The sequence below is a fragment of the Serratia sp. 2723 genome, from assembly GCF_050434425.1.
GTDB lineage: Bacteria > Pseudomonadota > Gammaproteobacteria > Enterobacterales > Enterobacteriaceae > Chania.
This window is the reverse complement of record NZ_JBNDIN010000001.1, coordinates 313,316-338,253: the sequence shown is the minus strand read 5'-3', so window position 1 is coordinate 338,253 and position 24,938 is coordinate 313,316. Positions and strand designations below refer to the sequence as shown.

Sequence of the window (24,938 nt, the reverse complement as noted above, 5' to 3'; positions counted from 1 at the left end):
TAACCAGGGGAAGACGCTACAGCTAAATGTCCGACATCTAAGAATCGGATTTATCACTCAATTTTTGCAGATAGGAAAAGGATACCTCATGAAACGCGAGGGAATTTTAAAACACCTCCCATGGATGCTGCTGGGGATACTCGGGGCCTCCTGCCTGGGTGTCATCGCATTGCGCCGTGGCGAGAGCATCAGTGCATTGTGGATCATCGTTGCTTCGGTAGCGGTCTACCTGGTGGCTTATCGTTACTACAGCCTCTACATCGCCACCAAGGTGATGCAGTTGGACGCCACCCGCGCCACACCGGCGGTGGTGAACAACGACGGTCTTAACTACGTCCCCACCAATAAAAACGTACTGTTCGGCCACCACTTCGCAGCCATCGCCGGTGCGGGCCCGTTGGTTGGCCCGGTGCTGGCGGCACAGGTCGGCTATCTGCCCGGTACGCTGTGGCTGTTAGGCGGCGTGGTGCTGGCAGGGGCGGTACAGGACTTTATGGTGCTGTTTATCTCCTCGCGCCGTAACGGTGCTTCTCTGGGCGAGATCATCAAAAAGGAAATGGGTCCAATCCCTGGCACCATCGCGCTGTTTGGCTGCTTCCTGATCATGATCATCATCCTGGCGGTGCTGGCGCTGATCGTGGTGAAAGCCCTGGCAGAAAGCCCGTGGGGTGTGTTCACCGTCTGTTCCACCGTGCCAATCGCGCTGTTTATGGGCGTGTATATGCGCTTCCTGCGCCCTGGCAAGGTGGGTGAAGTGTCGATCATTGGTATCGTGTTGTTGGTGGCTTCCATCTGGTTTGGTGGCGTGATTGCCCACGACCCATACTGGGGCCCGGCGCTGACCTTTAAAGACACCACCATCACCTATACGCTGATTGGTTATGCCTTTGTTTCTGCCCTGCTGCCGGTATGGCTGATCCTGGCACCGCGTGACTATCTGGCCACCTTCCTGAAAATCGGCGTGATCGTCGGGCTGGCGATCGGTATCGTGATCCTCAACCCTGAACTGAAAATGCCTGCGGTTACGCAGTTTATTGACGGCACCGGTCCGGTCTGGAAAGGCACCCTGTTCCCATTCCTGTTCATTACCATTGCCTGTGGTGCCGTATCCGGCTTCCACGCGCTGATCGCTTCAGGTACCACACCGAAACTGCTGGCCAACGAAATGGACTCCCGCTATATCGGTTACGGCGCCATGCTGATGGAGTCCTTCGTCGCCATTATGGCGCTGGTCGCGGCTTCTATCATCGAGCCTGGCCTGTACTTCGCCATGAATACTCCACCGGCGGCACTGGGCATCACCATGCCAGACCTGCACCGTCTGGGCACCGAAGATGCGCCGATGATCATGGCCTCTCTGCGTGATGTCTCCGCACATGCTGCCGCAACCGTCAGTTCCTGGGGCTTTGTGATTACCCCAGAGCAGATCCTGCAAACCGCCAAAGACATCGGCGAACCTTCAGTACTGAACCGTGCCGGTGGCGCACCAACTCTGGCGGTAGGTATCGCTCACGTGTTCCACCAGATCATCCCTGGCGCGAACATGGGCTTCTGGTATCACTTCGGTATTCTGTTCGAAGCGCTGTTCATCCTGACCGCTCTGGATGCAGGTACCCGTTCCGGTCGCTTTATGCTGCAAGACCTGTTGGGTAACTTCGTGCCGTTCCTGAAGAAAACCGACTCGCTGGTTGCCGGTATCGTCGGTACTGCGGGCTGCGTTGGTCTGTGGGGTTATCTGCTGTATCAAGGCGTGGTCGATCCGTTGGGCGGCGTCAAGAGCCTGTGGCCGCTGTTCGGCATCTCCAACCAGATGTTGGCTGCCGTAGCGCTGGTCCTGAGCACCGTGGTATTGATCAAGATGAAGCGCACCAAGTACATCTGGGTGACCGTAATCCCAGCCGTTTGGCTGCTGATCTGTACCACCTACGCACTGGGTCTGAAGTTGTTCAGCGACAACCCACAGCTGGAAGGCTTCTTCTTCCAGGCCAACGAGTACAAACGCAAAATTGCTGAAGGTGGCGCTGAGCTGACCGCACAGCAGGTTGCCAACATGAACCATATCGTGGTGAACAACTACACCAACGCCGGTTTGAGCATCCTGTTCCTGCTGGTGGTGTATAGCATCATCTTCTTCGGTATCAAAACCGCCATGGCGGCGCACAAAAACCCGAAACGTACCGATCAGGAAACGCCATACGTGCCGGTTCCTGAGGGTGGCGTCAAAGTTTCGTCGCACCACTGATGGTGATTTGATAGATACCCTGCATAATGATACTTAATTAATACCCAATGGATTTCAAGCCACAGCCAGGCGGCAAGTTCGTAAATCCCCAGGAGCTTACTTTTGGGTAAGTGGCTGGGGTTTACGGACGCAGTCAACAACGCTGTGGCTTGAAAGACGAAGGGTATAGGGTATTTTTATTTGGAGCAGACCCATGTTCGGAAACCTTGGCCAGGCGGGTAAATATCTCGGGCAGGCTGCACGCATGTTAGTGGGCGTGCCTGACTACGATACCTATGTCCAGCATATGAAAGACAACCATCCGGACAAGCCAGTGATGACCTATAAAGAATTCTTCCGCGAACGCCAGGATGCCCGCTACGGTGGCGATGGCAAAGGCGGTATGCGCTGTTGCTAGTCAAGTAAGTACAAGGACCAGGCATGAAACCCATCGCAGTCACCATCCTGACGGGCTTTTTGGGCGCAGGCAAAACCACTCTGCTGCGCCACATTCTGAATGAAAACCACGGTTACAAGATTGCCGTCATCGAGAACGAATTCGGTGAGGTGCCGATCGATAACGCGCTGATTGGCGACCGCGCCAGCCGTATCACTACCCTCAGCAACGGCTGTATCTGTTGCAGTAAATCCAACGAATTGGCAGACGCACTGCTGGATCTGTTGGACGGTGTCGATCAGGGGCAACTGGAATTCGACCGGCTGATCATTGAATGCACCGGCATGGCCGATCCCGGCCCGATCACCCAGACCTTCTTCTCGCATGAAGTCATCGGCCAACGCTTCCTGCTGGACGGGATTATCACGCTGGTGGATGCGGTACATGCCGATCAACAGTTGAACCAGTTCACTATCTCGCAGGCCCAGGTGGGTTATGCCGATCGCATCCTGCTGACCAAAACCGATGTGGCACCGGATAACGAAGCGCTGATCCAGCGTCTGCAACTGATGAACGCCCGCGCGCCGGTATATAAGGTGACGCACGGCGATATCGATCTCGGCGTGCTGTTCGATATCGAAGGCTTTGTACTTAACGACAAGCTCAACGTGGCAGCACCAACTCCACTGTTCCGCCGTATCCCACAGGCACAGAACAACATCCAGTCGATCGTGGTGTATCACGACCAGCCGCTGGAGCTGATGCAGATTTCCGAGGTGATGGAAGGCTTGTTACTGAAGTTTGCCGATAACCTGCTGCGCTACAAAGGGATTTTGTCGATCAAAGACGAACCACGCCGTTTGTTGTTCCAAGGCGTACAGCGCCTGTATAACGCCGACTGGGACCGTGAATGGCTGCCGGAAGAAGAGTGCAAAAGCACGATGGTGTTTATCGGCATCGATTTGCCGGAAGATGAAATTCGCGCGGAGTTTGCTGCGCTGGGTTGATAAATTGGGGCGGCGTTGGCTGTTAACAGCTGCCAACGCTGTCTTTCTTACCCTGAAGTTATTGCATAAACATAATAAAAACACACCCAATATATTGTATAGATGCAATAAAGTAAGATGGAGGAAAGTTAAAGACCCAACCAAAAGGAATTCAGCATGATCGCCAAGCGTCAACTCGCTAACCCACTCCGTGATACAACTTTGGTCAGCCATCCCCTATCGCGCTTATTGCTCTGCCTATGCCTGGCGATCGGGGCCAATACGGCGGTGCAAGCCGCCTCTTTCGATTGTGAGAAAGCCACCAGCGATATCGAGCATAGCATCTGCAATAGCCCAGACCTGAGCAGCCTCGACAGCCAACTGACCGAAAATTACCGGTTAGCAATGGCAAACCTGCCAGGGGATCAGGCAGACGCATTACGCACCGAGCAACGTAGCTGGTTGAAGCAGCGGGATGCCTGCAACGGCCAGGAAAGCTGCCTGAGCGATTTATTTAGCCAACGCGCCGCCCAATTGCAGAACACCGCCCAACAGGCCGCCTCGGCGTTAGATAACATCATCGCCAGCATTCCGGCAGACCCGGTTGCAGCGGCACAGCAGTTGCAGCAGTATCGCGGTCCGCTGGCCTCCGCCTGGCTGGTTTACCTGCATCAGTTTGCGCCCGCCAGCAAGGTCACGGATGCCGAGGTAGAAACCAGGCACCAAAGCGTGATCAAGGCGATGAACGACGATACGTTCTCCCAATCAGTGTTACGTGATATCGAGAACGATCCCAAGACCGGCCATGATGTCGCAGTTTTGACACTATTGCGTATGACCATTGAACGCGCCGGATACGAGAACGCCGATGGCCGCCCCTATGTGCATTGCTTTATCTTCAAACAGCAGGGCGCAGCGGCTTATGAAGCCTTTGGGGCATTATATGGATCGTCGCGTGATTCACAGGCTCCCATTTGTTCACCGCAGGGCGATCTGTTCGAACGGCCAGCCTGGCAACAGTTGACCAAGTTAATGGAACCGATGATAGGCAAGGCCAGTGAGAATTCCGGTACCATCCGTTTTGCCAGCTATGCCGATTGGGCGATGTTCCGCCTGCGCGCCACCGTTTCTCCCGAGGATTTCATCAAGCCAAGTCAAAACACGCCAGCCACGGAAGATCCTGCACAGCTCATCCGCAGTTGGTCTGACGATAAGGTTTGGCCGAAAGAACAACGCGAGCAGTTGCTTGTCGCCATTGAACCGGCACGTCTGGCGACCATGGGCTGGTTGCAAACCGAGAAGCATTTCTCGGCCAGCGATGCGGCCAAGGCCGCAGATGCGATAGTGAACACCTGGCTCAGTGACAGAATGGACTTTATCGGCGAGATGAGCGGACCGGAGGAGTGATAAGTGCGGTGACGGGCATCACCGCACTCAATGTTGCCCAATAAAGCTATCGGGCTTAAAACGCATCCTGCTGCAAGTAGCTCCAGGCATATTGCGCATACAGCTCCGCGCCGGTCGCCATCACGTCTTCATCAATATTGAAGCAGCCGTGGTGGTGCGCCCAGTCGGTGCCTTTCTCCGGGTTGCCACAGCCCAACAGGGCAAAGCAGCCGGGGATATTTTCGATAAAGAAGCTGAAGTCCTCACCGCCGGTCGTCGGTTTTTCGGCAAACAGCACCTCGTCGCCGAAGGCCGAACGCACCACCGATTGTGCCAGCAACGCGCTGCGCTCCTCGTTGATCACCGGCAAGGTGCCGTAAGTGTACTCCACCTGCGCCGTCGCGCCGTAAATAGCTGCCGTATGCTCAGCGTAACGCTCAATCGCCGCCTTGATACGCTCACGTGCCTCGACGTTAAAGCAGCGCACCGTGCCGTCCAGCACCGCATTTTCAGCAATCACGTTAAACCGGGTGCCGACTTCCATTTTGCCAATGGTCACTACCGCTGACTCCAACGGCGAGGTTTCACGGGAAACGATCGCCTGCACGTTCATCACGAAGGCCGAAGCGACAACCGCAGCATCCACACAGGCTTCTGGCATTGAGCCGTGGCCGCCGCGCCCTTTGAACTTCACCTTCAGCAAATCCGCAGAAGCAAAAGTGGAGCCGACATTACAAGACACCTTGCCCGATGGGCTGGTGGTCCAGATATGCATACCAAACGCGTTATCCACGCCCTCGATTGCCCCCTGCTTCACCATTTCACGCGCGCCTTGCGCAATCTCTTCGGCAGGTTGGAAAATCAGCCGCACGTTACCACGCAGGCTTTCACGGTTTTCGTACAAGGCTTTAGCCGCCGTCAGCAACATCGCGGTGTGGGCATCGTGCCCACAGGCGTGCATTTTGCCGTCGGTTTGCGATTTATAACTTAATGAGTCGTTGAGTTCCTGCACCGGCAGCGCATCCATATCGGCGCGTAAGGCCACGGTCTTGCCAGGCTGCCCGCCCGTAATCTCGGCAATCACGCCCGTTGGCGTCGTCAGGCGATAAGGAATACCAATCGCCTCCAGCGCCTGTGCCACCTTCTGGGTGGTACGCACCTCTTCCCAAGGCAGTTCCGGATGAGCATGCAGATCGCGACGGAACGCAATCATCGCCTCCACGTGGGCTTTAATGGATTGCGCGATAGCTTTATTGGTCATAACTGCTTGCCTCTGTGATCTCTTTTACCGTTTGAAAAATAACGTCGATGCCTTTCTGAATTTGCTCATAGTCGGTCCACTCGTCGGGGTGATGGCTCAGGCCGTCCTTGCTGGGCACGAACACCAGCCCCACGTCGGTGATCCCGGCAAAAATCATCGCATCATGCCCGGCTCCGCTGACCATGGTCCTATGGCTCAGGCCCAGCGCTTCGCTGTGTTTTTGTAGCTGGCTGTGGATACCGCCGTGCAGACGCGTCGGCTCTACCAGCAACGGTTGTTCAATCTGGCAGTCGATCCCCGCCCCAGCCTGCTGGTGGATACAGGCTTTGGTTTGCTCGACCACCTGTTGCAGCTTATCCAACCGCTTGGAACGGATATCGACGGTGAAAATCACCTTGCTCGGTATCACGTTCGCCCCGTTAGGGAACACCTGAATTTTCCCCGTAGTGGCGACGGTTTCATCACCGGCCTGGCGGGCAAAATCGCCAACGCGAGCGATCACCTGGCTGGCGGCCACCAGCGCATCGTGGCGGCGATCCATCGGCGTGGTGCCCGCATGCCCGGCCTTACCGGTGATGGTGACGACCAGTTGAGTGATACCGACGATCACATCCACCAGGCCAACGTCCAGCCCTTCCTGTTCCAGCACCGGGCCTTGCTCTATATGCAGCTCGATAAACGCCTTGAGGGTTTGCGGCTCCCGCACTACGCTGGCCACCCGATCGGCATCAAAACCCACCTGTGCCATGCACTGAGCCGCCGATTGCCCCTGGCTATCGCGCAGACGGTGCAGCTCTGCGGCATCCACCTTACCCGCAATCGCACAGGAAGCCAGCAGGCCACGGCCAAAGCTGGCCCCTTCCTCTTCCACCAGCGCCACCACTTCTAGCGGATAGCGTGGCAGTAACCGATGTTCCTGGAACAGCTTGGCGACTTCCAAACCCATCACCACGCCGGCAGGGCCGTCGAAAGCCCCACCGTTAGGCACCGAGTCAAAATGGGAGCCGATTATCACGCTCGGCAATGCCGGGTCCTGCGCCTGACTCTTACCAAAGATATTGCCGATGGCGTCCTCACGTACACTGAGGCCAGCCGCCTCCATCTGCGCCTTGATATAGGCCCGCGCCTGTTGGCCTTGTGGGCTGTAACTCATACGCGTCGTGCCTTCGCCTGGCGTAGCCGTGTACTCGGCCAGTTGTTCCAGGTGCTGCTGAATACGCAGCTGATTTGCATAGCTCATGACTTATCCTGCGATTGGGGTGATGTAACCGACCATAACGCCCGCCAGCACCACGGAAACCATCGTCACGGAAATAAATCCGCCGACCAGCATCGGTGCCAACATATGGTGCGTCAGGATCTCACGCTCTTTTTCGTCTTTGGTCAGCGCCGTTATCGCTTCGTTGGTGATGATGTAATCCGCAGGGAAGCCATACATCGCCGTCAGGGAGATCGCGAAAGCCATCTCCATGCTGACGCCGAGGCATTTACCCACGATCCACGAGACGATAAACATGCCCACCACCGCGACGACGATCAGCACCACCATCGGGAATACCAAACGCAACAGCATTTCCGGGGTCGCCCTATTCAGGGTGTCGAAGATGAACAACATCAACCCCATCACCGCAAAACCGAAGCCATTGGCTTTCTGCAGCGGTTGTTTTTCCAGGAAGCCGATCGTGGCGGCCACCACGCCAAACAGCAAACACAGCACGAACGGGCTGATAGTGACCACCGGAGCCAGCAGGTCTGATACCAGATAAGCCAGATAGCCTACCAACGCCAGGCGCAGGAATTTGAAGTAGCTGGTGTTGTAATGGGCCGGGATCAGGCCAAACAGGCGCGGCATTTTTTCTTCTGCGCTGACCGTGGTTGGCATTTTATCGGCAGGCAATAGCGCGGCAGACTCGTGCCATTCGCCATTACGGTACTTTTGCAGCACGCGTTTGCCTTCCCGCTGCAACATGATGGCGGTTAACGGATAACCGGCAAACCCTTGCATCACGTAGATCAGGATAGCGAAGACCGAGAGATCGACCAGGCCCGCGCTGGCTGCCCCCTTCGACATAATCAACGCCGAAACGATGCCGCCGACCAATGGCGGAATGGTCACGATGGCCGTATTCATATCAAACATCAGCATACAGGTCGCAAACACGGCGGCGATAATGCCAGCGATCCCCGCCAGCGAGATCACAATGGTTTTCCATTGCCGTATCAGCTCAGGTACCGAAAGCAGCGTCCCCATGTTGGTGATCAGCAGATACATCAGCATCACCGCAACCGCCGGTGTGATACCGGCCAGGCTGACGATATCCTGCGGGAAAAACGTCCAGTAGCCGAACAGGAACAACACCGCACAGACAAATACAGAAGGGATCCAGGCTTTAGTGCGCACGGATACCGCATCTCCCAGGTATAAAATCACCATTACAATCAAAAGCGCTAACATCTGTGACATAGAATATTTCCGTTCTTATATTTTTTAGAAATCCGTTTATGGCAGTTAAATTCACTAAACTACAATGATAATTCAGTTAACAACCCTGCTATTTTGGGTGGGAATGAGCGATTTTCAGAACAAAACCTCAGAAAATGGGTCATTCTCACCAAATCCGATACTAAACAGCTATGGCAGGGGAATAAAGGGAAAAAAGAAAAAAGCCAGAAATAAATCTGCTGAATGATCTCAATTTCGGTCGTAGAGGATCGTCCAGGTTGCCCCCTCCAGCCAAATGGCAAAATGCGGTGATCCAATGGGGTGCCTCAATGCTTAACGGTTGCTTATAAATAACTGACCGTCAATAAATTGGGTAAATGAGCAACGGCTGAATCTGCTGGTTCAGTCTGGCTAAATGTTTTATAACCCTATTTAGTGGCCTTGAGTGGCAAACATTTTAAAAAGGACCTTTAGTTTGAAATATGCTTCGGTGCCGTTAAATCAAAACCAAAATGGTTGGTTAAAACCTGACCTGAACCCCACCGTTTACCCAACGCTGATCGGCGATACCGAGGCCGACTGGGTAGTGGTGGGCTGCGGCTTCGCCGGGATTTCCTTCGCCAGAAGGTTGGCCAATCACCATCCCAAACTGAAGATCATCATCGTTGATGCGGCCTGTGCGGCAGAAAGTTCTTCGGCCAGAAATTCAGGGTTTATTATCGGCTTACCCCATAATATCGGCAGCTCTACGGCGGAACTGAAAAAAGCCCAGTCGTATCGATCTTTATTACAAGAAGGGATCAATCAATTAACCCATCAAATTGAGCAACAGGGGATCGAATGCGAATGGGAGAATGTTGGTAAATATCACTGCCAGGTTGACGCCGCTAATCAGCGGGTGCTCAAAGAATATACCGATAATCTGGATGTCATGAACGAACCTTATCAAATAATGGATAAGGAAGCGCTGTATCGAAAATTGGGCACTCGTTTTTATAATAAGGGCATCTATACCCCCAGCTCGATCCTGGTAAATCCAGCCAGCCTGATCGTTGGCCTGGCAAATAATCTGCCGGACAACGTGACGATGTATAACCATACCCCGGTGATGGCGATCCGGCACGGTAGCGTGACTCAGGTGGTCACCCCCTTCGGCACGATTAGAACGGCCAACGTGATGTTAGCCACCAATGCCCTCTCCAGGGAGCTGGCTCCGGTCACCAGCCAGCAGGCGGCAATGGCCACCTTCGCCAGCATCACCGCGCCATTAACCGCAGAGCAACGCCAAAAGCTGCCAACCATGAGCAGTTGGGGGCTAACGCCGGTCAACGCGATCGCTGGGGCAACGGTGCGCTATACCCAGGATCACCGTTTTCTGATCCGCCAGCATGTGACGCCAGCCCTAAACGGCCGGATCACCGCTGCGCAGACCTATCAGGCAACCCTGTTGCATCAGCAGATTTTCAACAAGATTTACCCGCAGCTGAGGGATGTGCCGCTGACAAGCACCTGGTCTGGCACCATCAGCGTCACCCGCAATGGCGCGCCGGTTTGGGGTGAGTTGAAGAAAGGTATTTATACCGCGGGAGGTTGTAACGGCGCAGGCGTGTCCAAGCAAACCATTGCCGGAACGTTATTGGCGGACTATGCGCTGGGGATCGACCATCCGCTGATTGGCGCGATGCAGGAACTCGGTAAGGCAAATTACCTGCCGCCTTCTCCGGTGCTGGATATTGCGATTGGCGTTTCTTTGATGAAAGAGCGCTATCTGGGGCGTAAGGAAGTCTAGCTTTGGCTTTGTCGATGGCCCCTCACCCTAACCCTCTCCCAAAGGGAGAGGGGATATAACGTGCCACATATTAACCACTTTTTTCACATAAAATATTTTTAAATTCAGCTTGTTACGAATTTATTCCCGCATCTGAATACAGTGCCGAATGTTGGAGACCTTACATTTTAACTTTCGATGAAGATCAAATTCCGGGTTACCGTGATAACAATCTATTCAGCAACGCAATGATCTCACCCGACAAAAGGTCGCCAGACGTCTCCTCCACTTGGGAGCCAGGCAAAATCACCGGCTTACCACGGCACGTCACCCGTCCGGTGGTTAAATGAACCTGGTTATCGCCAATCTGGGCATAATGGCCACCAAGCTGCAGGCGTTGGCTGGCGAGCTGATCCGCAAGGTATTGCCCACGTACGCTTTTCGCTCATCCAGGGCCTCTTTCATTGAGCAAAAGCCCGTCTTCACCACGGGCGAGGGCCGACATGCTGACGAGTAAATCTACCGCGCGCAGCGCTTCGGAAACCACTACGGCAGGGAGCGGCTCTTCGGCAATCCGCTCACGGCGGCCCTTGATCTGGCGGTAGCCAACCAGTTCACCGCTGCGCCCTTGCCCCTGCACGCCATGGAATAGCGTGGCATTCATATTAAAGACGAAAAGGTAGCCGCCAAACCAGCGTTCTATGGCGTCATAATTAACTTTCCACCCTTCGGCACGAGCCAACCCCACCAACTTTTGCAACTCCAGGATATACCCAGAGAAATCCTGCATGGCAGCAATGGGATAGATTTCACGGAAGGCCAGCTTAAAGGGTTGCCGGTTGGTTATGGATAGCTTCCAGGTGGGCAATGGCCTGGTTTAATGCTTGGTAAGCAAACGAACCATAGGCTGGGTCCTCACTTAGCTGGCGTGCGGGATCCTCTTCCCCGGCTTTAAAGTTGCCTTGCCCAAAGGAAAATAGTGTAAAACGAGAGTTGACGGACAAGTGGGGAATAAACGAGGCTTCCAGCAAAATGAAGTTTTGATCGCTAAAGTGATCGCTAATCGCCTGATGCCAGCGTTCAAGTGCCACTGCCCCACTAAAGTGCGCCATAATCGCACACCCATAGCCCCCCCAATGATATCAACAGCCCGGTTGGCGTTTTATAGCAGACTGTAATCAGCAATAATGCAGACTCAATATGATTATCAGTTTTTTGCCGGAGTTTTCCGTTAGCAAAGTCGGCCTATAACTGATCAAATAATGATCGAAAGATAGTGAATTACCAGCGCAGCCCTGAGTAACAACATCGGATAATGGCAGCGTTAGCTGCAAAAAATATCAATGCAGATGCCATGCCACCGCAATGTTCAGCGTGTGGCAATACTATTCTCAGGCTGAATGATAGTGATAGACAGCTAAAATCCCGTACAGAACGCTTGCCTCAACTAAGAAGATGGCTTTAAGATAACGGCAGTAAAAATTTCCCTGGTGTTAGCCAATGTGGCAACCTGACCCAACAAGGTCAGGTTTTTTTTGCTATTTTGTCCAAAAGTGGATGGAAAAGTATATATTTATAGGGCAAGAGGATAGTTAGACTAAGGTTTAGGTCTGTACTATACTGTTGTCACCACATGGAAGTTATTATTTCACTTGGAGGTAGTTAGATGTCAGTATTATTCTCTAATAACAATGATGTTAACAGCAAAATAAAAGACTATTTAGACGAAAAGTTAGCAGAACTGAGTGATTTCAAATACTCTTACATGGTTCTTAACAAGAAAAACCCCATGGAAATGTTGATCATTTCCAACTATCCAAGTGAATGGGTTGATATCTATAAAGAGCATAACTATCAACACATTGATCCTGTGGTACTTTCTGCCCTGCAGAGAGTGTCTCCTTTTTCTTGGGATGAAAAAATATCAACCAACTCACTGGTTAACTTCTCGAAAATATTCGACCTATCAAAAAGCTATAATGTTATTAATGGTTATACCTTTGTCCTTCATGATCATAATAATAACCTGGCACTTCTATCGTTTATGCTGAATGACATAAAAGTCATTGACATTGAAGAAGAAATAAAAACAAATAACTTACAGATGTTATTGATCACCGTTCACGAGAAAGTCACCTCTCTGTATAGAGAGGTGACTCGGAAAAAATATTATAATACGACTAAAGAAAAAGACTTTTTCTCTACGAGAGAGAACGAAATTTTATATTGGGCCAGCTTGGGTAAAACATACCCAGAGATTGCAGTAATTCTGGGTATTAAAACTAGCACGGTGAAATTTCACATTGGTAATGTTGTGAAAAAACTGGGCGTCATTAATGCCAAACATGCTATACGACTGGGTGTTGAACTACAACTTGTCAAGGCCGTGTCTAGTTGAGCGAACATACCAATGGCCATTTCTTCAACTTATCAGCATCAAATAAAACACGACTATTTATGCGCTCAATTAACGTATTTTGGCTCTCAATATCGGTAGGTAAGTGTACCAGATAAATATTTTGATTTTTCTCTGAATTACCTTGTTCAATCACCGAAATCTCCCAACCGGAGCGCTTCAATATGGCAAGCATGGAGTGGCTAACGATAGTCAAGATGCCATCATAACCGTACTTGCGTGCGTAATTGACCATTGCCAAGAACAGAATTGAGCTGATTGGATACTTTTTGAGGTTAACCTGGCTTGCTCTGGCTTTATCGACGAAAAATCGGCTTGACTCAATATAGTTACCTTGTGGAATAGTGAGTTTTGGGAAGTAACTGGAAAAGGTCCCCTCGATCATGTTAGGGAATTGCATTTCAATGAATCTTACACTGCAAATCACCATGCCGTTCATCATACCAACCAAGTAGTTGGTATTTTGGTTGTCATACTCATCGAATTCCAACCCGTCGATACAGTTAACGGCCCAATCAAGACGATCCTTAAAAACATCCTTTCTTAAAGCAAACAGTTCTTCTGACTTTCCATCAGAAAGAAAATTATAATTCAAATCGAAAATCTCTAGCATTTCCCCTCCATTGCAAAACATTAACAATATAATTTCAATCTTGCTTTACGAATCCACTGTGTATTTTTAGTGACACCGTGCTAATTCGGATCTTTCCATCGCTACTTGCATACCGACAGATCTTAAGTGTGCATAATACACTATTGTTGGGTATTTATGAGAGATTACACTATATTCATTAGATAATATTTACAATTTTAGCGAGGAAAGCCTCTGCATTCCAAGAGTTTTATTGACGCGAGAAATACCTCACGCTAGCAAAGCCAACACCACACAAACCATTATCTAGCAAGTATCGTATTGGTAGTATTAAGTTCAGCTACTCTCTAGGTCACATCCCTGCAGAGCTTACGATGGTCAGAAAAGCGCCCATCACGCATTTATTATTGGGAAATCCTGAAAATACAGCATTAAAATAGTGAATACCACAAAAAAAACCATTAACTACAGTGATATATCAACATAACCAATCGATAAGTTATTGAGTAGTAAGAGGTCTAACATTACACTCCTGCTCCCTTTAACGCCTAAACGATACCTTCACCCGCTGTAAGTGGCCAACCAGCTGTTTTGCAAACCGCCAGCTCCAGGCGGCTTACCTTGGGTACTCACATCCAGGTCTATCACCACAGTTTTCTCCCCCACCGCCTCTGGACCAACTTCCGGGAAGAACGGCAAGGTGCGCGTTGCTTGAGTGATACCGGCTTGCTCAAAGTTAACGCAGACAATGCCTGCGGGGTATTTCTTCGCCTGAGACACTGCAGGCACCTGCAGTTCCAGCGTTGCAGGGAAAGGCGGCGGCCTGATGGCGACCTTATCAACCAGCTGCGCCTTGTCCTTGTCACAAGCGACGGTGCTCAGGGTAGCGAAGGCAGCTGCCTTACCATTGATAAAAACATTGCCCGAGCCGGTGATAATGGTCCCGCAGGGGCTCATCGAGCTGGCCCCAGCCTCGACACACGCATCCCGCGCCTTTTCCCCCAGGACATTGGCAGCCATGCCAACCGCGATCCCTGCCCCAATCAGCAAAAAGTCCACGCCAAGACAGGCAGACGCACACCCGGCACCAATCAACATGCCGCCCAGGATACCCCCAGCCACGTTGATCAGACCACCTAGGATCTATTGAATCCCTTCTCTTTTGCGAGCATGATCGCAACCTTTCCCTAATGCCCGCAGGATGCACCGATGAAAACCAGCCAGGAACTGCAAACCGCCATCTCTCATCTGACTATGTGGCGCAAAGGTGATCAACGTGCACCACATAAGCCATTACTGCTGCTGTATGTACTATCCCAATATCAGCAAGGGCATGAGCGGCTGTTCAATTACGGCGAAGAGATCCATGCACCTCTATTGGAATTACTCAATAGCTTTGGCCCGCAGCGGCGCGACCATTACCCCACCATGCCGTTTTGGCGTTTACGCGGCGACGGGTTCTGGGAATTGCAGAATACAGAGCTTTGTAGCCCGCAGAAAGGCAGCAAAGAACCGCCGAAGCGGGAGATTATTGAACATGGCGTCAGCGGTGGCTTCGACGAAGAAAGCTATCAGTTGCTACGGAGCCAGCCCGCCCTGATCGACAAACTTGCACAGCAAATTCTGTGTGAGCATTTCCCCGACAGCGTTCAAGAGTTGATAGCCAACCGCCTGGATTTTCAGCTTGATGGAATACGTAAAGCACGTGACCCAGCATTCCGGCAAACGATCTTACGCGCCTATAACTATCAATGCGCGGTGTGTGGCTATAACCTGCGGCACGACAGTACGTCCGTTGGTTTAGAAGCAGCCCATATCAAATGGAAGATGCACGGCGGCCCCTGCACCGTGACCAACGGATTAGCGCTGTGCTCATTGCACCATTCCGCATTTGATATGGGAGCAATCGGGCTTGATGACAGCATGAAACTGCTGGTTTCAGCAGGCGTGAACGGCAGCCAGATGGTCAAGCGGCTGTTCTGGGATTTTGCCGGCAAGCCGATTTGGCTTCCCAAGAGTGCCGAACATTATCCTTTGGATAGGTTTGTGGAGTGGCACCGGGGGCAGGTGTTTAAGGGATGAGAGAATACCCACGCAGTCTTCACCCCAAATACCGATACCCCATCCCATGCACGGTGCGGATCAACAACGGATTATTCGCATCGAGCTCAATGGTCTTGCGCAGCTTGGAGATATGCTGGTCCAACGTGCGGCTGTTAGGCAGAAAGTCATAACCCCAGGCAGCATCGAACAGCATCTCGCGCGTGACGACCTTATTCTTGTGCTGATAGAGGCACTCCAGGATTTTCACCTCGCGCAGTGAAAGCTCCAGCCGTACCGCTTGGCGCAAAGCACAAAGCTCATTGGGATACACGGTTAAATCACCAAAGCAAAAGCTGGTATCTGGCTGCGCGGTCTTGCTGCGCAGGCAACGCCGGGCGATGGTCTTGATCCTGGCGCGGATCTCGTGAATGCCAAACGGCTTGCTGATGTAATCATCGGCCCCCAGCTCCAACCCGACCACCCGGTCGATCTCTTCATCTTTGGCAGATAAAAAGATAATCGGGATCTGCTCATCCTGTTTGCGGATCTCCCGGCATACCGCATAGCCATCCAGCTCCGGCATCATGATATCGAGGATGATAAAATCCGGTTGCTGTTGCTGGTACATCTCCAGCGCCACTTTGCCATTCTCTGCGGCGATCAGGCTGTAACCCTCGCGGGAAAGCGCTTCTACCAATCCCTGGCGAATGTTCGTATCGTCTTCAACGACCAGTATTTTCATCATGACTCCCTGTGGTTGATGCTATTAGCGGTGATGTTCGATTATCGCCTGCGGTGCTGTGTTTTCCCCTCACCCCAACCCTCTCCCACAGGGAGAGGGAGCTGGTACGGTGCTGCTCTCAGGTGCAGAAGTTAATCTGTAACTGGGTGATGTAGAGGGCGAGTGCCATAGTCAATTTGTAGCACATTACATCCCCTCTACTTTTGGGAGAGGGCTAGGGTGAGGGGAAAATCACCCTAGCCATTACCCATCACTGGCGGATCACCCTAAATATTCTGGGAGGCATTGCGCGCCAGCCGCAAGGTGAAGCGCATCCCGGGCGACTGCGGTGCAACCAGGATCTCCCCGCCCAAGCTGTGCGCCAGCTGCTGGGCAATCGTCAGGCCAATGCCGGTGCCCGAAACGCCCTCGGTAATGCCTGACTTCACCCGGTAAAAGGGCAGGAAAATCATCTTGAGTTCTTTCTCGACGATACCGGCACCATAGTCCCGCACGTGGATATCCACGGCGTCCGTACTGCACACTACCTGCACATCGACCTGTTTCCCGGCCGTGGCGTACTTCTCCGCATTGCTCAGCAGGTTGTTGATAATCTGCGTCAGGCGATCGATATCACTCTGCACCACTACGCTTTCGCCTAACAAGAGTGAGAGCGCCATCCCCTTGGCCAGGTATGACGGCGTGAAAGTCTGGGCAATCTTCGTCAGCAGCGGGTTGAGATCGATGGGCTGAATGTGCAGCTTCGGCTCACGGGTAAAGCTCAAAATGTTCTGGATCAGGCGCGATAAGCGCTGGCTCTCGTCAATAATCACGTCCAGATAGCGCTGTCCTTCGTCGTGCTGTTCGTCCAGTTCCTCTTTCAACAATTCGGCATACAGCGTGATATTGGTCAGCGGCGTTTTCAGTTCGTGGGACACCTGGCTGACAAAACCCACCTGCTGGCGCGCCAGCCGTGCCGTCTGGGTATATTCACGATAGAGACGAAAAATGATCAAGCCCATGATAGCCAGCATCAGCAGGATAAACGCCCCGCCCCATAGATAGACCGCCGTAGTGCTGACCGGTTTACCGTAATAGCTCACCTGCCAGCCAGTAAGTGGATAAGGCAGGCTCTGCTCGGCTAGGGGTTGCAGGTTTCCCATTTCGACGTAAGGATTGCTTTGGTACAGCAGGCGCCCGTTCTCTATCAGCACCAGCGTGTCGCTACCAAAATCGAAGTTGACCGTATTAATCACGTCCGACAGCAGCTTGATATAGGGGATCCGAAATCCGATGGTATCGCTGCCAATAGTACGCCAGTAGATCAGCAAGGGCTCCTGCACTTCGCCAGTGATGTACCAGCCGGATTGTGGGATAGCCATTTCACTTTTTACGCTGTGGCCATAAAGCAAGGAAGGATCGTTCACCAGCGGGGTGATGGCCTGAACCCAGGCTAATTCTTTTTGGCTCAGCGGGCCGTTTTCGTCGGGGTACAACAACCGATTTTTCTGCAGGACAAACACGCTATCGATGTCGTGATCCTTCTCAACCAGCTCCTTGAGCGCCTGTTCGTTGGGTTGAATGTAGTCGGTGATCGCGTCCAGCCGCGTCGCTTTCTGCCGCAGGATACCCATCACGCTGTCGCTGGCCTGCGTGACGCGCGTCTGCGCCGTGGTCTGGGATTGGTAATGGCGTAACAACACTTCGTGCTCAAGGGTGCGCACTCCCAGATAGGCGATCAGGCTGAAGACCGCCACGGTGATGATGATAAAAACCGTCAAACTTCTGGAAGTACGCTGGCTCATTAGGCTCCCTGCTATTGGTTCTTCTGGGTTTTGATGTTGTAGTTCTGTTCTTTCACTGCCTTACGGGTCGATTCCTTGCTGTCGCTCTCCATTTTACCCATCAGCTCTTTGTTCTTCTGCGCGCTGGCTTCGGCTTTTTGTCTGGCTGGGGCAGCGCTGACGGGCAAACTTTCCAAGGCAGCCGCATTAGCGCTAAATACCTGCTTGGCCTCTTCCATTTTGCCTGCATCCATCAGCTCTACCGCGCGCTCATTTTCAATCGCTGCCTTCTGAATGGCCGAATCCACCAACACCTCATCGACCTGCGCGGCGCTCACGTCCTTAGCGGACTGGCTATAACGTACCGCCACCTTTTCATTGAAGGTATCGACCTGCTTGGTACTCAGGTTGGCGTAACGCACGTTAACATCGGCCAGCGGTTTGCTCTGGGCGTTGCTGCCCTTGGCCGGGATCACTTCCAGCAGAACATATTTTTCCTGATTGGAATACAGCTGGTTCAGTTTTACGGTGACCGTATTGCCGCTGATGCTGCCATCACGCCCCAGCAGGCGAACCGGCGTAACCTTATCGGCGGTTTTGATCACCACCACCACATCCTGTGCCACCACGGACATGGCGTCGTTAAACTCGTGGGCGAAGGTCTTTTCCAGATCGCTGGATTGCTCAACAAAGGCATGGTTGCCATCGCTATAGCCAGCAATAGTGGTCATCAGATCTTCGTTATAACCATCACCAATGCCGATGGTGGTAATGGCGATACCTTTCTTGGCCGCCAGTTTGGCCAGCTCGGCCAGTTCGCTGTTAGAGGTTGGCCCAACATTGGCCTGCCCGTCGGAAAGCAACACAATGCGGTTAACCTGCTCTTTATCCAGATGCTTGCTCACCTGATCGATGCCCTTGCTCACCCCGGCAAACAGCGCCGTCATCCCACGCGGTTCAATGCTCTTGTTGATCTTATTAATCAGCTCTTTTGTATCTTGGACCTTGGTGGCAGGGATCACCACTTCAACCCCCGAGTCATAGGCAACCACCGAAAGCGTGTCATTACCGTTGAGCATGTTAACAGCGGCGATCGCCGCCTTTCTGGCGTTTTCGATGCGATCGCCACTCATTGAAGTGGAGCGGTCGATGACCAGCGCCAGATTGATCGGGCTGCGTTTTTCCTGCGGTAGCGGGTAGCCGACCAACGAGATTTTCAGGTAGTTTTTATCCTGGGTATTTTCCAACACCACCGGCGAGGCGACTTCAGATTTTACGACGACCTTGGGGGCAGCCGGAGCGGCACTGGCCCCCCATGGCAGCACAGACAGGGTGAATAGCGCAAAAATACATTTCAGATCCATGGTGAAGCTCCTTGTCAAAAGAATCGCATCCATTCTTGCCCGTATCAGCCAGCGAGTTGTCTGTTATCTGTATAAAGATGTAAAAAAAGGGTAAAAGTTACCGTTGCTGCGATCGCATTGCTTGCCGCTCCTCCGGTCTGCACGCGGTAGGAAACATATCACCTTTAAGCCCAGAGTGTCGCCCAAAACGCCTTACCCAGCACCAGCTAAAAACCAGTTAATTCCTATAATAAGGTTAGCTTAAATCTATTAAAAAGCATTATCATTCCTCTGTACCGGCATGCTCTTAATGAAACTTCACTGATGTTACCGGATGAACTTATCTCTATATATTCATTCACAGGTGACATTATGTTTAATATTTACAGCGTTAACTACTCTTCAATGAGTAATGAAAAATCTGAAGATCTCTTTATGTTAAGAAAAAACACGTTTAAAGACAGGCTACAATGGGCGGTAGACTGTTCTGACGGCAAGGAGGTCGATCAGTTTGACAATGACAAGACCGACTATATTTTTGGTATGGAGAACGGCATAATTATATGCGGAACCAGGATGATCGACATGAAACACAATAATATGTTGAACAGTACATTCTCTTCATTCTTTAACAATGTCAGTATCCCAGAAGGTAATTACATTGAATCCACACGTTTCTTCGTGGATAAAGAAAGAACCCACTCACTGCTAGGCCGTAAGTTTCCCGTCACTATGGCTTTGTTTCTCTCACTGATTAACTATGCGCGGCAACATCACTATGATGGCATTCTTGCCGTCGCCAGCCATCCGATGATGCATATCATCAGAACCTCGGGCTGGAATGTCACCGTGTTGGAAACCGGTGTTTCCGAGAAAGATGAGCCGGTCTATCTGTTGCTCGGCCATGTCGACTCTGAGAGCCAGAGGAAGCTAAAAGCCAAGATATTCAGCAAGCACAGCACAGCGGACGAAACCAGGTTGAACGACTGGCCGCTGGCGGCTGAGCCTTCTTTGTAATCAACTAACCGGTTTAATCAGTTGAAGTTCCACACCTAGACGTATTGCATGCCGGGCATTTGCGACTCCCAGCTTTTTGACGATGTTGGACATATGAAACTTGACCGTACGCGTAGTGATCCCGAGGATCATCCCGGTCTCCTGATAGGTTTTGCCCACGCTGGCCCAGTAGAGGATTTCGTTTTCCCGTTCGGTAAATTGGGCGCTTTTTTCCGAGCGAGAGGCGTTTTTTTCCGACAGCGAATTCAGGGTTAGGTAGATCTCATGCACTGACGCCAGTAAAACAGAAATATCACCTTTATTCTGGATCAGCGTTTGGGTTACTTCTGATCTAGTTTCAGGAGCAAGAATAAAAGACAAGGTGACCAGGTTATTATTATAATCATGCAATACAAACGTATAGCCGTTATTCAGCCCAAATTTCCTGGCCCGCTCGAAGAGTTCGGAAAAATGAAAACCTCCGCCCGTCATCAGATTTTCATCCCAGGAAAAAGGCGTTAACCGGTTTAGCGCAGTAATCACCACCGGATCGGTATACTGTAAACCATTGGCTTTATAATGCTCTACCCATTCCCCCGGATAGTTGGTTACCCCAAAGATACAGGACATATCTTTTTTCGATAACACCACATACGCCCAGATGAATTCCCCGAGATCGTTTAATGTCGCTTCGAGGTGCGTTTTGATAATGTTACTGATATGTTCTTCGTTTTCCATTAACGACCTACCCCCGATGACTTAAATAATTTCTACCTTGCCGAATATAGCAGATAAGGACGCCAGGCAGAAGGCTCCGAGTTTTCTGCCCCTGGCCCTTTCAGTAACGGTGCCGCTCTTAGCCAGGCATCCCTTCCAGGGAGTCGCTACGGGCAACTGGCATGTTCAGCACGCCATCCACCCCTGTGATGACGTGCTGATAACATTAGCGATACGATGGAACGAAACGTAGGAGCAAAGCCTGAACGAGGCGTATGAATAGATCTACCCCTAAAAAAATCCACGTCGTAACGTGGATTCAATTTCATAGCCAAGGCCAAGTATCTGTTATTCCAAGGCTAGCGGAAAGTTACCGGATATCGGGTCCAGTCATCCATGACAGTGGCAAACGGTTGTGAACAGATTATCGCGTTGGGGTGGTTACACCAAATGAGTCAATCGTGCCGCACATGCTGGCCCCGTAGTACCGCCTACACTCATGGTGTCATTAATCCCATTGTACGGTTATAACCGTGGACCCAGTGTATGTCCCAGCCGTTTCAGCTAAATCATCGATCGTACTCCAGACGCTTACGGTGGCGACAGGATCGGCAGTTGCCGTGACGCTGGTACTCGTCTTTGTGCCAACATGAATTGTAGATCGGAGTTCCCCTCCGGCGTTACCACGGAGTTTCACGGACGAATCCTGTACGTCCACAATTACGCTGGCTGCCCTGTTGCATTGTACGACAACAGACCCACCCGTTTCAGATCTGACCCTCCCGATTGCCCTCGGGTTATGCAACAGGATATCAGGTTTTGACACGGTGCACTCCACGGGTTGTTCAGATGCACAGGGTCGACCGAGGTGATGCCCACCGATGTACGAAGATAGATTCATAGTCCATTGGTCACGGTATACCATTATACGCCAAATACAGTATCCCCCGGGAGTTGGGTAGGCATTAAATGCGGCGCTTTTCAACTTGATCGGATTGGATTGGAGATATTGGACCATTTGTCTCATTTGATGTTCAGGCACGGGGGCCACTACCCGGTCTAGTTGGACACCAAAGCAATCATCCAGGGCTCGTTGCTCTCTGTACGAGAAATGGTCATAACGGCCGTCTCTGGGCTCGGGAGCTTGTTCATACATGTCCGCCACACAGTAGTAATATCCGTTCGCATTATGGGGTCCAGTTGCGCGGTATTCCCCAGGTATATTAATAGGAAAGGGCAGCATCCCTGGAGGGTTATTTGGGTCTATAAAACCATGGCTTGCGAGTGGAAGAAGTGCCAGAGCGGTCAGGACCAATTTATGGTAAGGCATGTTGTCTCCAATTGTACGGCGAGCCGGCAGAGTTCATGCATGCCACTCGCCCATCTGTTCCACCGTACGTCATACGCCTGCACCCGCGCGTTGGAGCCTGCTGTTGACAGTCCCCGCCGCCGGGCCTGCTCGTAAAGCCGCAGGCGCTGTATACGATAATTTCCTAATGCGCGGGGCGCTATGGCGGTTCCCTCAGGGGTAAACCACACGCCCAGCCAGTCAAAGCCTTGTTCAATTCTTCCCAATTGGGTTTTATCCGGGTGCGTTTCAAAGCCCGCCAGATTGAAATAATGGTGCAGTTGCTTAACACAGCGCCGCAGTTGCCAGCCAGTCGGATGCCGCCTTACTCATATTCCAGTCTAAAGGTGGCAATGGCGCTAAACGGCCCGCGCGCTATTCGCCGCTGGGCAATCGCCTCTGGCTCCCCCTGCACATAGGCCAGCACCGTCAGGGTGTTATTGCCAGCAACCAGCCGGTATCCCTCACCGGCCTTGTTCAACGGTAAAGGTTGACCGCCCTGGGTTTCCATACCGATCGCGATGCCGGAGGCCTTGCTGCCGCCATCAATCGCCAGCAACCCCTTAAGGCTCGGGTTTTCCATGCCGCTGAAGGTCACCTTGACCGTTTTCCCCAGGCTCAGATCGCACTCCCCCAGGCGAATATCGAACGCCTGCCCGTGGGTGCGTTCATTGGCGTACAGGTATTTGTCGATCACCGTGCCAAAATCCAGGCGCACGTTCTCGTCCCCCGGCGCAATCACGCAGGGTTCGGCGACCAGTGCACCATGCAGGCGAACGTTGTCGGCCTGCACCTGCCCGCTAAACGCCAGAACCCCGGCGATCAGCACTGCATTAAGCTGTTGCTCACATCCGTTCATTGGTAAACCGCCTTCAGGGTGGCCGTGGCCTCGAACGCCCCTTCTTTTAACGTCGATCCTGGCCGCTTCACCGGCACCACTTCCAGTTGTGGCGGGTTAGTCGGGTTGATGGCTATCGGCTTGTTCAGCTCGAAGGGAACGCCGTTTTGCCTGATTTGGATCGCCAGATCGGTGATATTGGTGATGACGCCCGCCTTGTCGTAAGTCGCCACTTTTCCGGCGATTTCCAGCGTCATCCGCCAGGCATTGGCATCGGGAACGCAGCTAATCTGGTAATTCATCGGCTGCAAATAGTTCACCCCATCCACCTTTTTAACCCCGACCCGGTTACCGAAATCGACATCAACATTGCCACCGTTATTAATGGTACAAGCCGGGGGCTCAACCAGGGTGCCGTAGAACTTCATGTTCTCCGCCGCCAGCCCTGGGGTGCTCAGTGCTCCGCAGGCCAGCAGCAAGACCATGCCTGAATAACCTTTCATCGGTATTCCACCTTCATCGTCGCGCCAGCGGAAAACGCCCCGCCGCTCAGCCTGGCACCGCTGCGCTTCACCGGCACCGCCTCAAGCGTTGGCTGATCAGGATAAGTAAAATTCAACCAACCGTTGATCGGCAGCCGCTTGCCGTTGTTCAGCAGCGCAATGCCAAAATCCGTCTTGTTGGTTTTCAATACCCCGGCGTCAAACGCCGCCCCCTGACCATCAATCCGCATCCGCACCGCATTTGACGCACCACCCTGGCATTTCAGCGTGTAGTTGATCGGCATTTTTTTGTACTCGCCGTCCACACGGGTGGTCATCACGTCGTTGCCGAAGTTCACTTCAATCAGCTTGTTGTCGTTGACGTCACATGGCGGTGCCGTCAACGTGATTTTGACGGTCACCGTGGCGGTAGCCGTTTTCGCCATGGCCGGGAAACACCCTCCCCAGACCATCAGCGCCAGGCACGCCGCAGACAACGCTGGCCCCAGCCTGCATAACATCGTTGTCTCCACATCACCCGCCTTAGTCATAATTGAGCCTGAAATCCACATGAGCCGAATAGGCCCCCGCCTGCAACGGCGCTCGGGTGCGCTCCAGCTTTACGACATAGTCCAGCTGATCCTGCCCTACAGCTAACATCAACGGCGCACCTCGGCTCCCCAGGCGAATATCCCTGCCGAGCTGGTCCACCATGCGCAACGCCACGCCGGATGCCCCGCGCACCGCGATTAACTGCGGGTTATCCGCATCCGCCGGGGCGACAAAACTCAGCGACACCGCCGGTTGATGAGCACTCCACAACAGATTGCCGCTGCGCTCATCGCGGTTGTTCGCCGGGGTACGCAGGCAATCCTGCAAGCGCAACCGCACCGCGACCGGCGTGCCCTGTGCGCCAATCTGCGCCAACAGGGCGGTGCCGGTTTCCCCCAACCACACATCCTGATAAGCCGAGGTCATCTCCAGGCGACAGGCGCTTTCGGTCAGCGCACCACGCACATGCAACACCCCGTTAGCACCGTCAACGTTCCAGTTATCCGCCGCGCCTGCCTCAGGCATCAGCGCCAACATACTGCCAATCACCACTGGCACCATCAGTGCCGCAGCCACCCTGGCCAACAGATATTGCCGCTCAGGGCAAGACAGGAAGCCGCTCCATTGTTTTCGCTGTTGCATGT

Annotated in this window: 23 protein-coding genes; 8 read left to right on the top strand and 15 right to left on the bottom strand. The window is 52.5% G+C overall.

The features are described from left to right. The first annotated feature begins 88 nt into the window (after positions 1-88). The 4 genes from ABIE29_RS01610 (at position 89) to ABIE29_RS01595 (ending at position 5,011) form a co-directional block, all read left to right on the top strand. Positions 89-2,242 carry a carbon starvation CstA family protein gene (locus tag ABIE29_RS01610; protein ID WP_429616537.1) on the top strand — a complete coding sequence of 718 codons (2,154 nt, stop codon included), beginning with the start codon at positions 89-91 and terminating at the stop codon, positions 2,240-2,242. Positions 2,243-2,435: 193 nt separating this feature from the next. Beyond that, on the top strand, positions 2,436-2,639 hold the full coding sequence (locus ABIE29_RS01605) for a YbdD/YjiX family protein (RefSeq protein ID WP_021179159.1): 204 nt from the start codon (positions 2,436-2,438) through the stop codon (positions 2,637-2,639). Between the two features lie 23 nt (positions 2,640-2,662). After that, entirely contained in the window at positions 2,663-3,625 is a 963-nt protein-coding gene (gene yjiA, locus ABIE29_RS01600; protein WP_429616536.1) for a GTPase, read from the top strand. Positions 3,626-3,781: 156 nt separating this feature from the next. Beyond that, entirely contained in the window at positions 3,782-5,011 is a 1,230-nt protein-coding gene (locus ABIE29_RS01595) for a lysozyme inhibitor LprI family protein (protein ID WP_429616535.1), read from the top strand. A 55-nt stretch (positions 5,012-5,066) separates the two neighbouring features. Here the strand turns inward: ABIE29_RS01595 and ABIE29_RS01590 are convergent, their stop codons facing one another. Genes ABIE29_RS01590 through ABIE29_RS01580 form a run of 3 tightly spaced genes read right to left on the bottom strand, consistent with a single transcriptional unit; the run spans position 5,067 to position 8,715 of the window. Continuing rightward, positions 5,067-6,251 (bottom strand): M20 family metallopeptidase, encoded by a 1,185-nt coding sequence (locus ABIE29_RS01590; protein ID WP_429616533.1) that lies wholly within the window; start codon positions 6,249-6,251, stop codon positions 5,067-5,069. Continuing rightward, entirely contained in the window at positions 6,241-7,491 is a 1,251-nt protein-coding gene (locus tag ABIE29_RS01585) for a Zn-dependent hydrolase (protein WP_429616531.1), read from the bottom strand. The genes ABIE29_RS01590 and ABIE29_RS01585 overlap by 11 nt, the downstream gene beginning before the upstream one ends. Before the next feature lie 3 nt (positions 7,492-7,494). Beyond that, positions 7,495-8,715, bottom strand: coding sequence for a hypothetical protein (locus ABIE29_RS01580; RefSeq protein WP_429616529.1), 1,221 nt, complete (start codon positions 8,713-8,715; stop codon positions 7,495-7,497). Positions 8,716-9,169: 454 nt separating this feature from the next. Between ABIE29_RS01580 and ABIE29_RS01575 the strand changes: the two genes are divergently transcribed. Next, on the top strand, positions 9,170-10,483 hold the full coding sequence (locus ABIE29_RS01575) for an NAD(P)/FAD-dependent oxidoreductase (RefSeq protein WP_429616527.1): 1,314 nt from the start codon (positions 9,170-9,172) through the stop codon (positions 10,481-10,483). A 424-nt stretch (positions 10,484-10,907) separates the two neighbouring features. On the opposite strand, the gene ABIE29_RS01570 is transcribed toward ABIE29_RS01575, so the two are convergent. Together ABIE29_RS01570 and ABIE29_RS01565 are read right to left on the bottom strand one after the other, a co-directional pair. Continuing rightward, positions 10,908-11,330, bottom strand: coding sequence for a hypothetical protein (locus tag ABIE29_RS01570; RefSeq protein WP_429616525.1), 423 nt, complete (start codon positions 11,328-11,330; stop codon positions 10,908-10,910). Continuing rightward, complete coding sequence (locus ABIE29_RS01565; protein ID WP_429616523.1) at positions 11,287-11,574, bottom strand: hypothetical protein; 288 nt, start codon at positions 11,572-11,574, stop codon at positions 11,287-11,289. The genes ABIE29_RS01570 and ABIE29_RS01565 overlap by 44 nt, the downstream gene beginning before the upstream one ends. 554 nt (positions 11,575-12,128) lie before the next feature. Here ABIE29_RS01565 and ABIE29_RS01560 point away from each other — a divergent pair. Continuing rightward, complete coding sequence (locus tag ABIE29_RS01560) at positions 12,129-12,860, top strand: LuxR family transcriptional regulator (protein WP_429616521.1); 732 nt, start codon at positions 12,129-12,131, stop codon at positions 12,858-12,860. Here ABIE29_RS01560 and ABIE29_RS01555 read toward each other — a convergent pair. Beyond that, positions 12,853-13,491 (bottom strand): acyl-homoserine-lactone synthase, encoded by a 639-nt coding sequence (locus ABIE29_RS01555; RefSeq protein ID WP_429616519.1) that lies wholly within the window; start codon positions 13,489-13,491, stop codon positions 12,853-12,855. The genes ABIE29_RS01560 and ABIE29_RS01555 overlap by 8 nt on opposite strands. A gap of 540 nt (positions 13,492-14,031) precedes the next feature. Then, complete coding sequence (locus tag ABIE29_RS01550) at positions 14,032-14,592, bottom strand: PAAR domain-containing protein (RefSeq protein ID WP_429616517.1); 561 nt, start codon at positions 14,590-14,592, stop codon at positions 14,032-14,034. An 87-nt stretch (positions 14,593-14,679) separates the two neighbouring features. Here ABIE29_RS01550 and ABIE29_RS01545 point away from each other — a divergent pair, with 87 nt between their 5' ends. After that, on the top strand, positions 14,680-15,552 hold the full coding sequence (locus tag ABIE29_RS01545) for a phosphorothioated DNA-binding restriction endonuclease (protein WP_429616515.1): 873 nt from the start codon (positions 14,680-14,682) through the stop codon (positions 15,550-15,552). Positions 15,553-15,571: 19 nt separating this feature from the next. Here ABIE29_RS01545 and ABIE29_RS01540 read toward each other — a convergent pair whose 3' ends face one another. The 3 genes from ABIE29_RS01540 to ABIE29_RS01530 form a co-directional block, all read right to left on the bottom strand. Beyond that, on the bottom strand, positions 15,572-16,255 hold the full coding sequence (locus ABIE29_RS01540) for a response regulator transcription factor (protein ID WP_429616513.1): 684 nt from the start codon (positions 16,253-16,255) through the stop codon (positions 15,572-15,574). A 266-nt stretch (positions 16,256-16,521) separates the two neighbouring features. Further along, positions 16,522-18,039: a sensor histidine kinase gene (locus ABIE29_RS01535; RefSeq protein ID WP_429616511.1), complete on the bottom strand. Its 1,518-nt coding sequence runs from the start codon at positions 18,037-18,039 to the stop codon at positions 16,522-16,524. 11 nt (positions 18,040-18,050) lie between these two features. Continuing rightward, entirely contained in the window at positions 18,051-19,382 is a 1,332-nt protein-coding gene (locus tag ABIE29_RS01530) for a vWA domain-containing protein (RefSeq protein ID WP_429616509.1), read from the bottom strand. A gap of 351 nt (positions 19,383-19,733) precedes the next feature. On the opposite strand from ABIE29_RS01530, the gene ABIE29_RS01525 reads away from it, so the two are divergent. Beyond that, on the top strand, positions 19,734-20,378 hold the full coding sequence (locus ABIE29_RS01525; protein WP_429616507.1) for an acyl-homoserine-lactone synthase: 645 nt from the start codon (positions 19,734-19,736) through the stop codon (positions 20,376-20,378). Here ABIE29_RS01525 and ABIE29_RS01520 read toward each other — a convergent pair whose 3' ends face one another. The 5 genes from ABIE29_RS01520 to ABIE29_RS01500 all read right to left on the bottom strand — a co-directional run bounded on the left by ABIE29_RS01520 (position 20,379) and on the right by ABIE29_RS01500 (position 24,936). Further along, positions 20,379-21,095, bottom strand: a complete 717-nt coding sequence (locus ABIE29_RS01520) for a helix-turn-helix transcriptional regulator (RefSeq protein WP_429616505.1) — start codon at positions 21,093-21,095, stop codon at positions 20,379-20,381. A 1,652-nt stretch (positions 21,096-22,747) separates the two neighbouring features. Continuing rightward, positions 22,748-23,281, bottom strand: a complete 534-nt coding sequence (locus ABIE29_RS01515) for a fimbrial protein (RefSeq protein WP_429616503.1) — start codon at positions 23,279-23,281, stop codon at positions 22,748-22,750. Continuing rightward, positions 23,278-23,763: a fimbrial protein gene (locus tag ABIE29_RS01510; protein ID WP_065684349.1), complete on the bottom strand. Its 486-nt coding sequence runs from the start codon at positions 23,761-23,763 to the stop codon at positions 23,278-23,280. The genes ABIE29_RS01515 and ABIE29_RS01510 overlap by 4 nt, the downstream gene beginning before the upstream one ends. After that, positions 23,760-24,263, bottom strand: coding sequence for a fimbrial protein (locus ABIE29_RS01505; RefSeq protein WP_429616501.1), 504 nt, complete (start codon positions 24,261-24,263; stop codon positions 23,760-23,762). The genes ABIE29_RS01510 and ABIE29_RS01505 overlap by 4 nt, the downstream gene beginning before the upstream one ends. 22 nt (positions 24,264-24,285) lie before the next feature. After that, a complete protein-coding gene (locus ABIE29_RS01500; protein WP_429616499.1) occupies positions 24,286-24,936 on the bottom strand; it encodes a fimbrial protein in 651 nt (216 codons plus the stop codon). Positions 24,937-24,938: the final 2 nt, after the last annotated feature.

Coding starts and splice junctions, on each gene's coding strand:
- yjiA (WP_429616536.1), top strand. CDS start 2,663: ATGAAACCCATCGCAGTCACCATCCTGACGGGCTTTTTGGGCGCAGGC.
- ABIE29_RS01565 (WP_429616523.1), bottom strand. CDS start 11,574: ATGGCGCACTTTAGTGGGGCAGTGGCACTTGAACGCTGGCATCAGGCG.
- ABIE29_RS01590 (WP_429616533.1), bottom strand. CDS start 6,251: ATGACCAATAAAGCTATCGCGCAATCCATTAAAGCCCACGTGGAGGCG.
- ABIE29_RS01580 (WP_429616529.1), bottom strand. CDS start 8,715: ATGTCACAGATGTTAGCGCTTTTGATTGTAATGGTGATTTTATACCTG.
- ABIE29_RS01595 (WP_429616535.1), top strand. CDS start 3,782: ATGATCGCCAAGCGTCAACTCGCTAACCCACTCCGTGATACAACTTTG.
- ABIE29_RS01510 (WP_065684349.1), bottom strand. CDS start 23,763: ATGAAAGGTTATTCAGGCATGGTCTTGCTGCTGGCCTGCGGAGCACTG.
- ABIE29_RS01585 (WP_429616531.1), bottom strand. CDS start 7,491: ATGAGCTATGCAAATCAGCTGCGTATTCAGCAGCACCTGGAACAACTG.
- ABIE29_RS01505 (WP_429616501.1), bottom strand. CDS start 24,263: ATGTTATGCAGGCTGGGGCCAGCGTTGTCTGCGGCGTGCCTGGCGCTG.
- ABIE29_RS01545 (WP_429616515.1), top strand. CDS start 14,680: ATGAAAACCAGCCAGGAACTGCAAACCGCCATCTCTCATCTGACTATG.
- ABIE29_RS01540 (WP_429616513.1), bottom strand. CDS start 16,255: ATGAAAATACTGGTCGTTGAAGACGATACGAACATTCGCCAGGGATTG.
- ABIE29_RS01500 (WP_429616499.1), bottom strand. CDS start 24,936: ATGCAACAGCGAAAACAATGGAGCGGCTTCCTGTCTTGCCCTGAGCGG.
- ABIE29_RS01610 (WP_429616537.1), top strand. CDS start 89: ATGAAACGCGAGGGAATTTTAAAACACCTCCCATGGATGCTGCTGGGG.
- ABIE29_RS01525 (WP_429616507.1), top strand. CDS start 19,734: ATGTTTAATATTTACAGCGTTAACTACTCTTCAATGAGTAATGAAAAA.
- ABIE29_RS01530 (WP_429616509.1), bottom strand. CDS start 19,382: ATGGATCTGAAATGTATTTTTGCGCTATTCACCCTGTCTGTGCTGCCA.
- ABIE29_RS01520 (WP_429616505.1), bottom strand. CDS start 21,095: ATGGAAAACGAAGAACATATCAGTAACATTATCAAAACGCACCTCGAA.
- ABIE29_RS01560 (WP_429616521.1), top strand. CDS start 12,129: ATGTCAGTATTATTCTCTAATAACAATGATGTTAACAGCAAAATAAAA.
- ABIE29_RS01605 (WP_021179159.1), top strand. CDS start 2,436: ATGTTCGGAAACCTTGGCCAGGCGGGTAAATATCTCGGGCAGGCTGCA.
- ABIE29_RS01555 (WP_429616519.1), bottom strand. CDS start 13,491: ATGCTAGAGATTTTCGATTTGAATTATAATTTTCTTTCTGATGGAAAG.
- ABIE29_RS01535 (WP_429616511.1), bottom strand. CDS start 18,039: ATGAGCCAGCGTACTTCCAGAAGTTTGACGGTTTTTATCATCATCACC.
- ABIE29_RS01515 (WP_429616503.1), bottom strand. CDS start 23,281: ATGAACGGATGTGAGCAACAGCTTAATGCAGTGCTGATCGCCGGGGTT.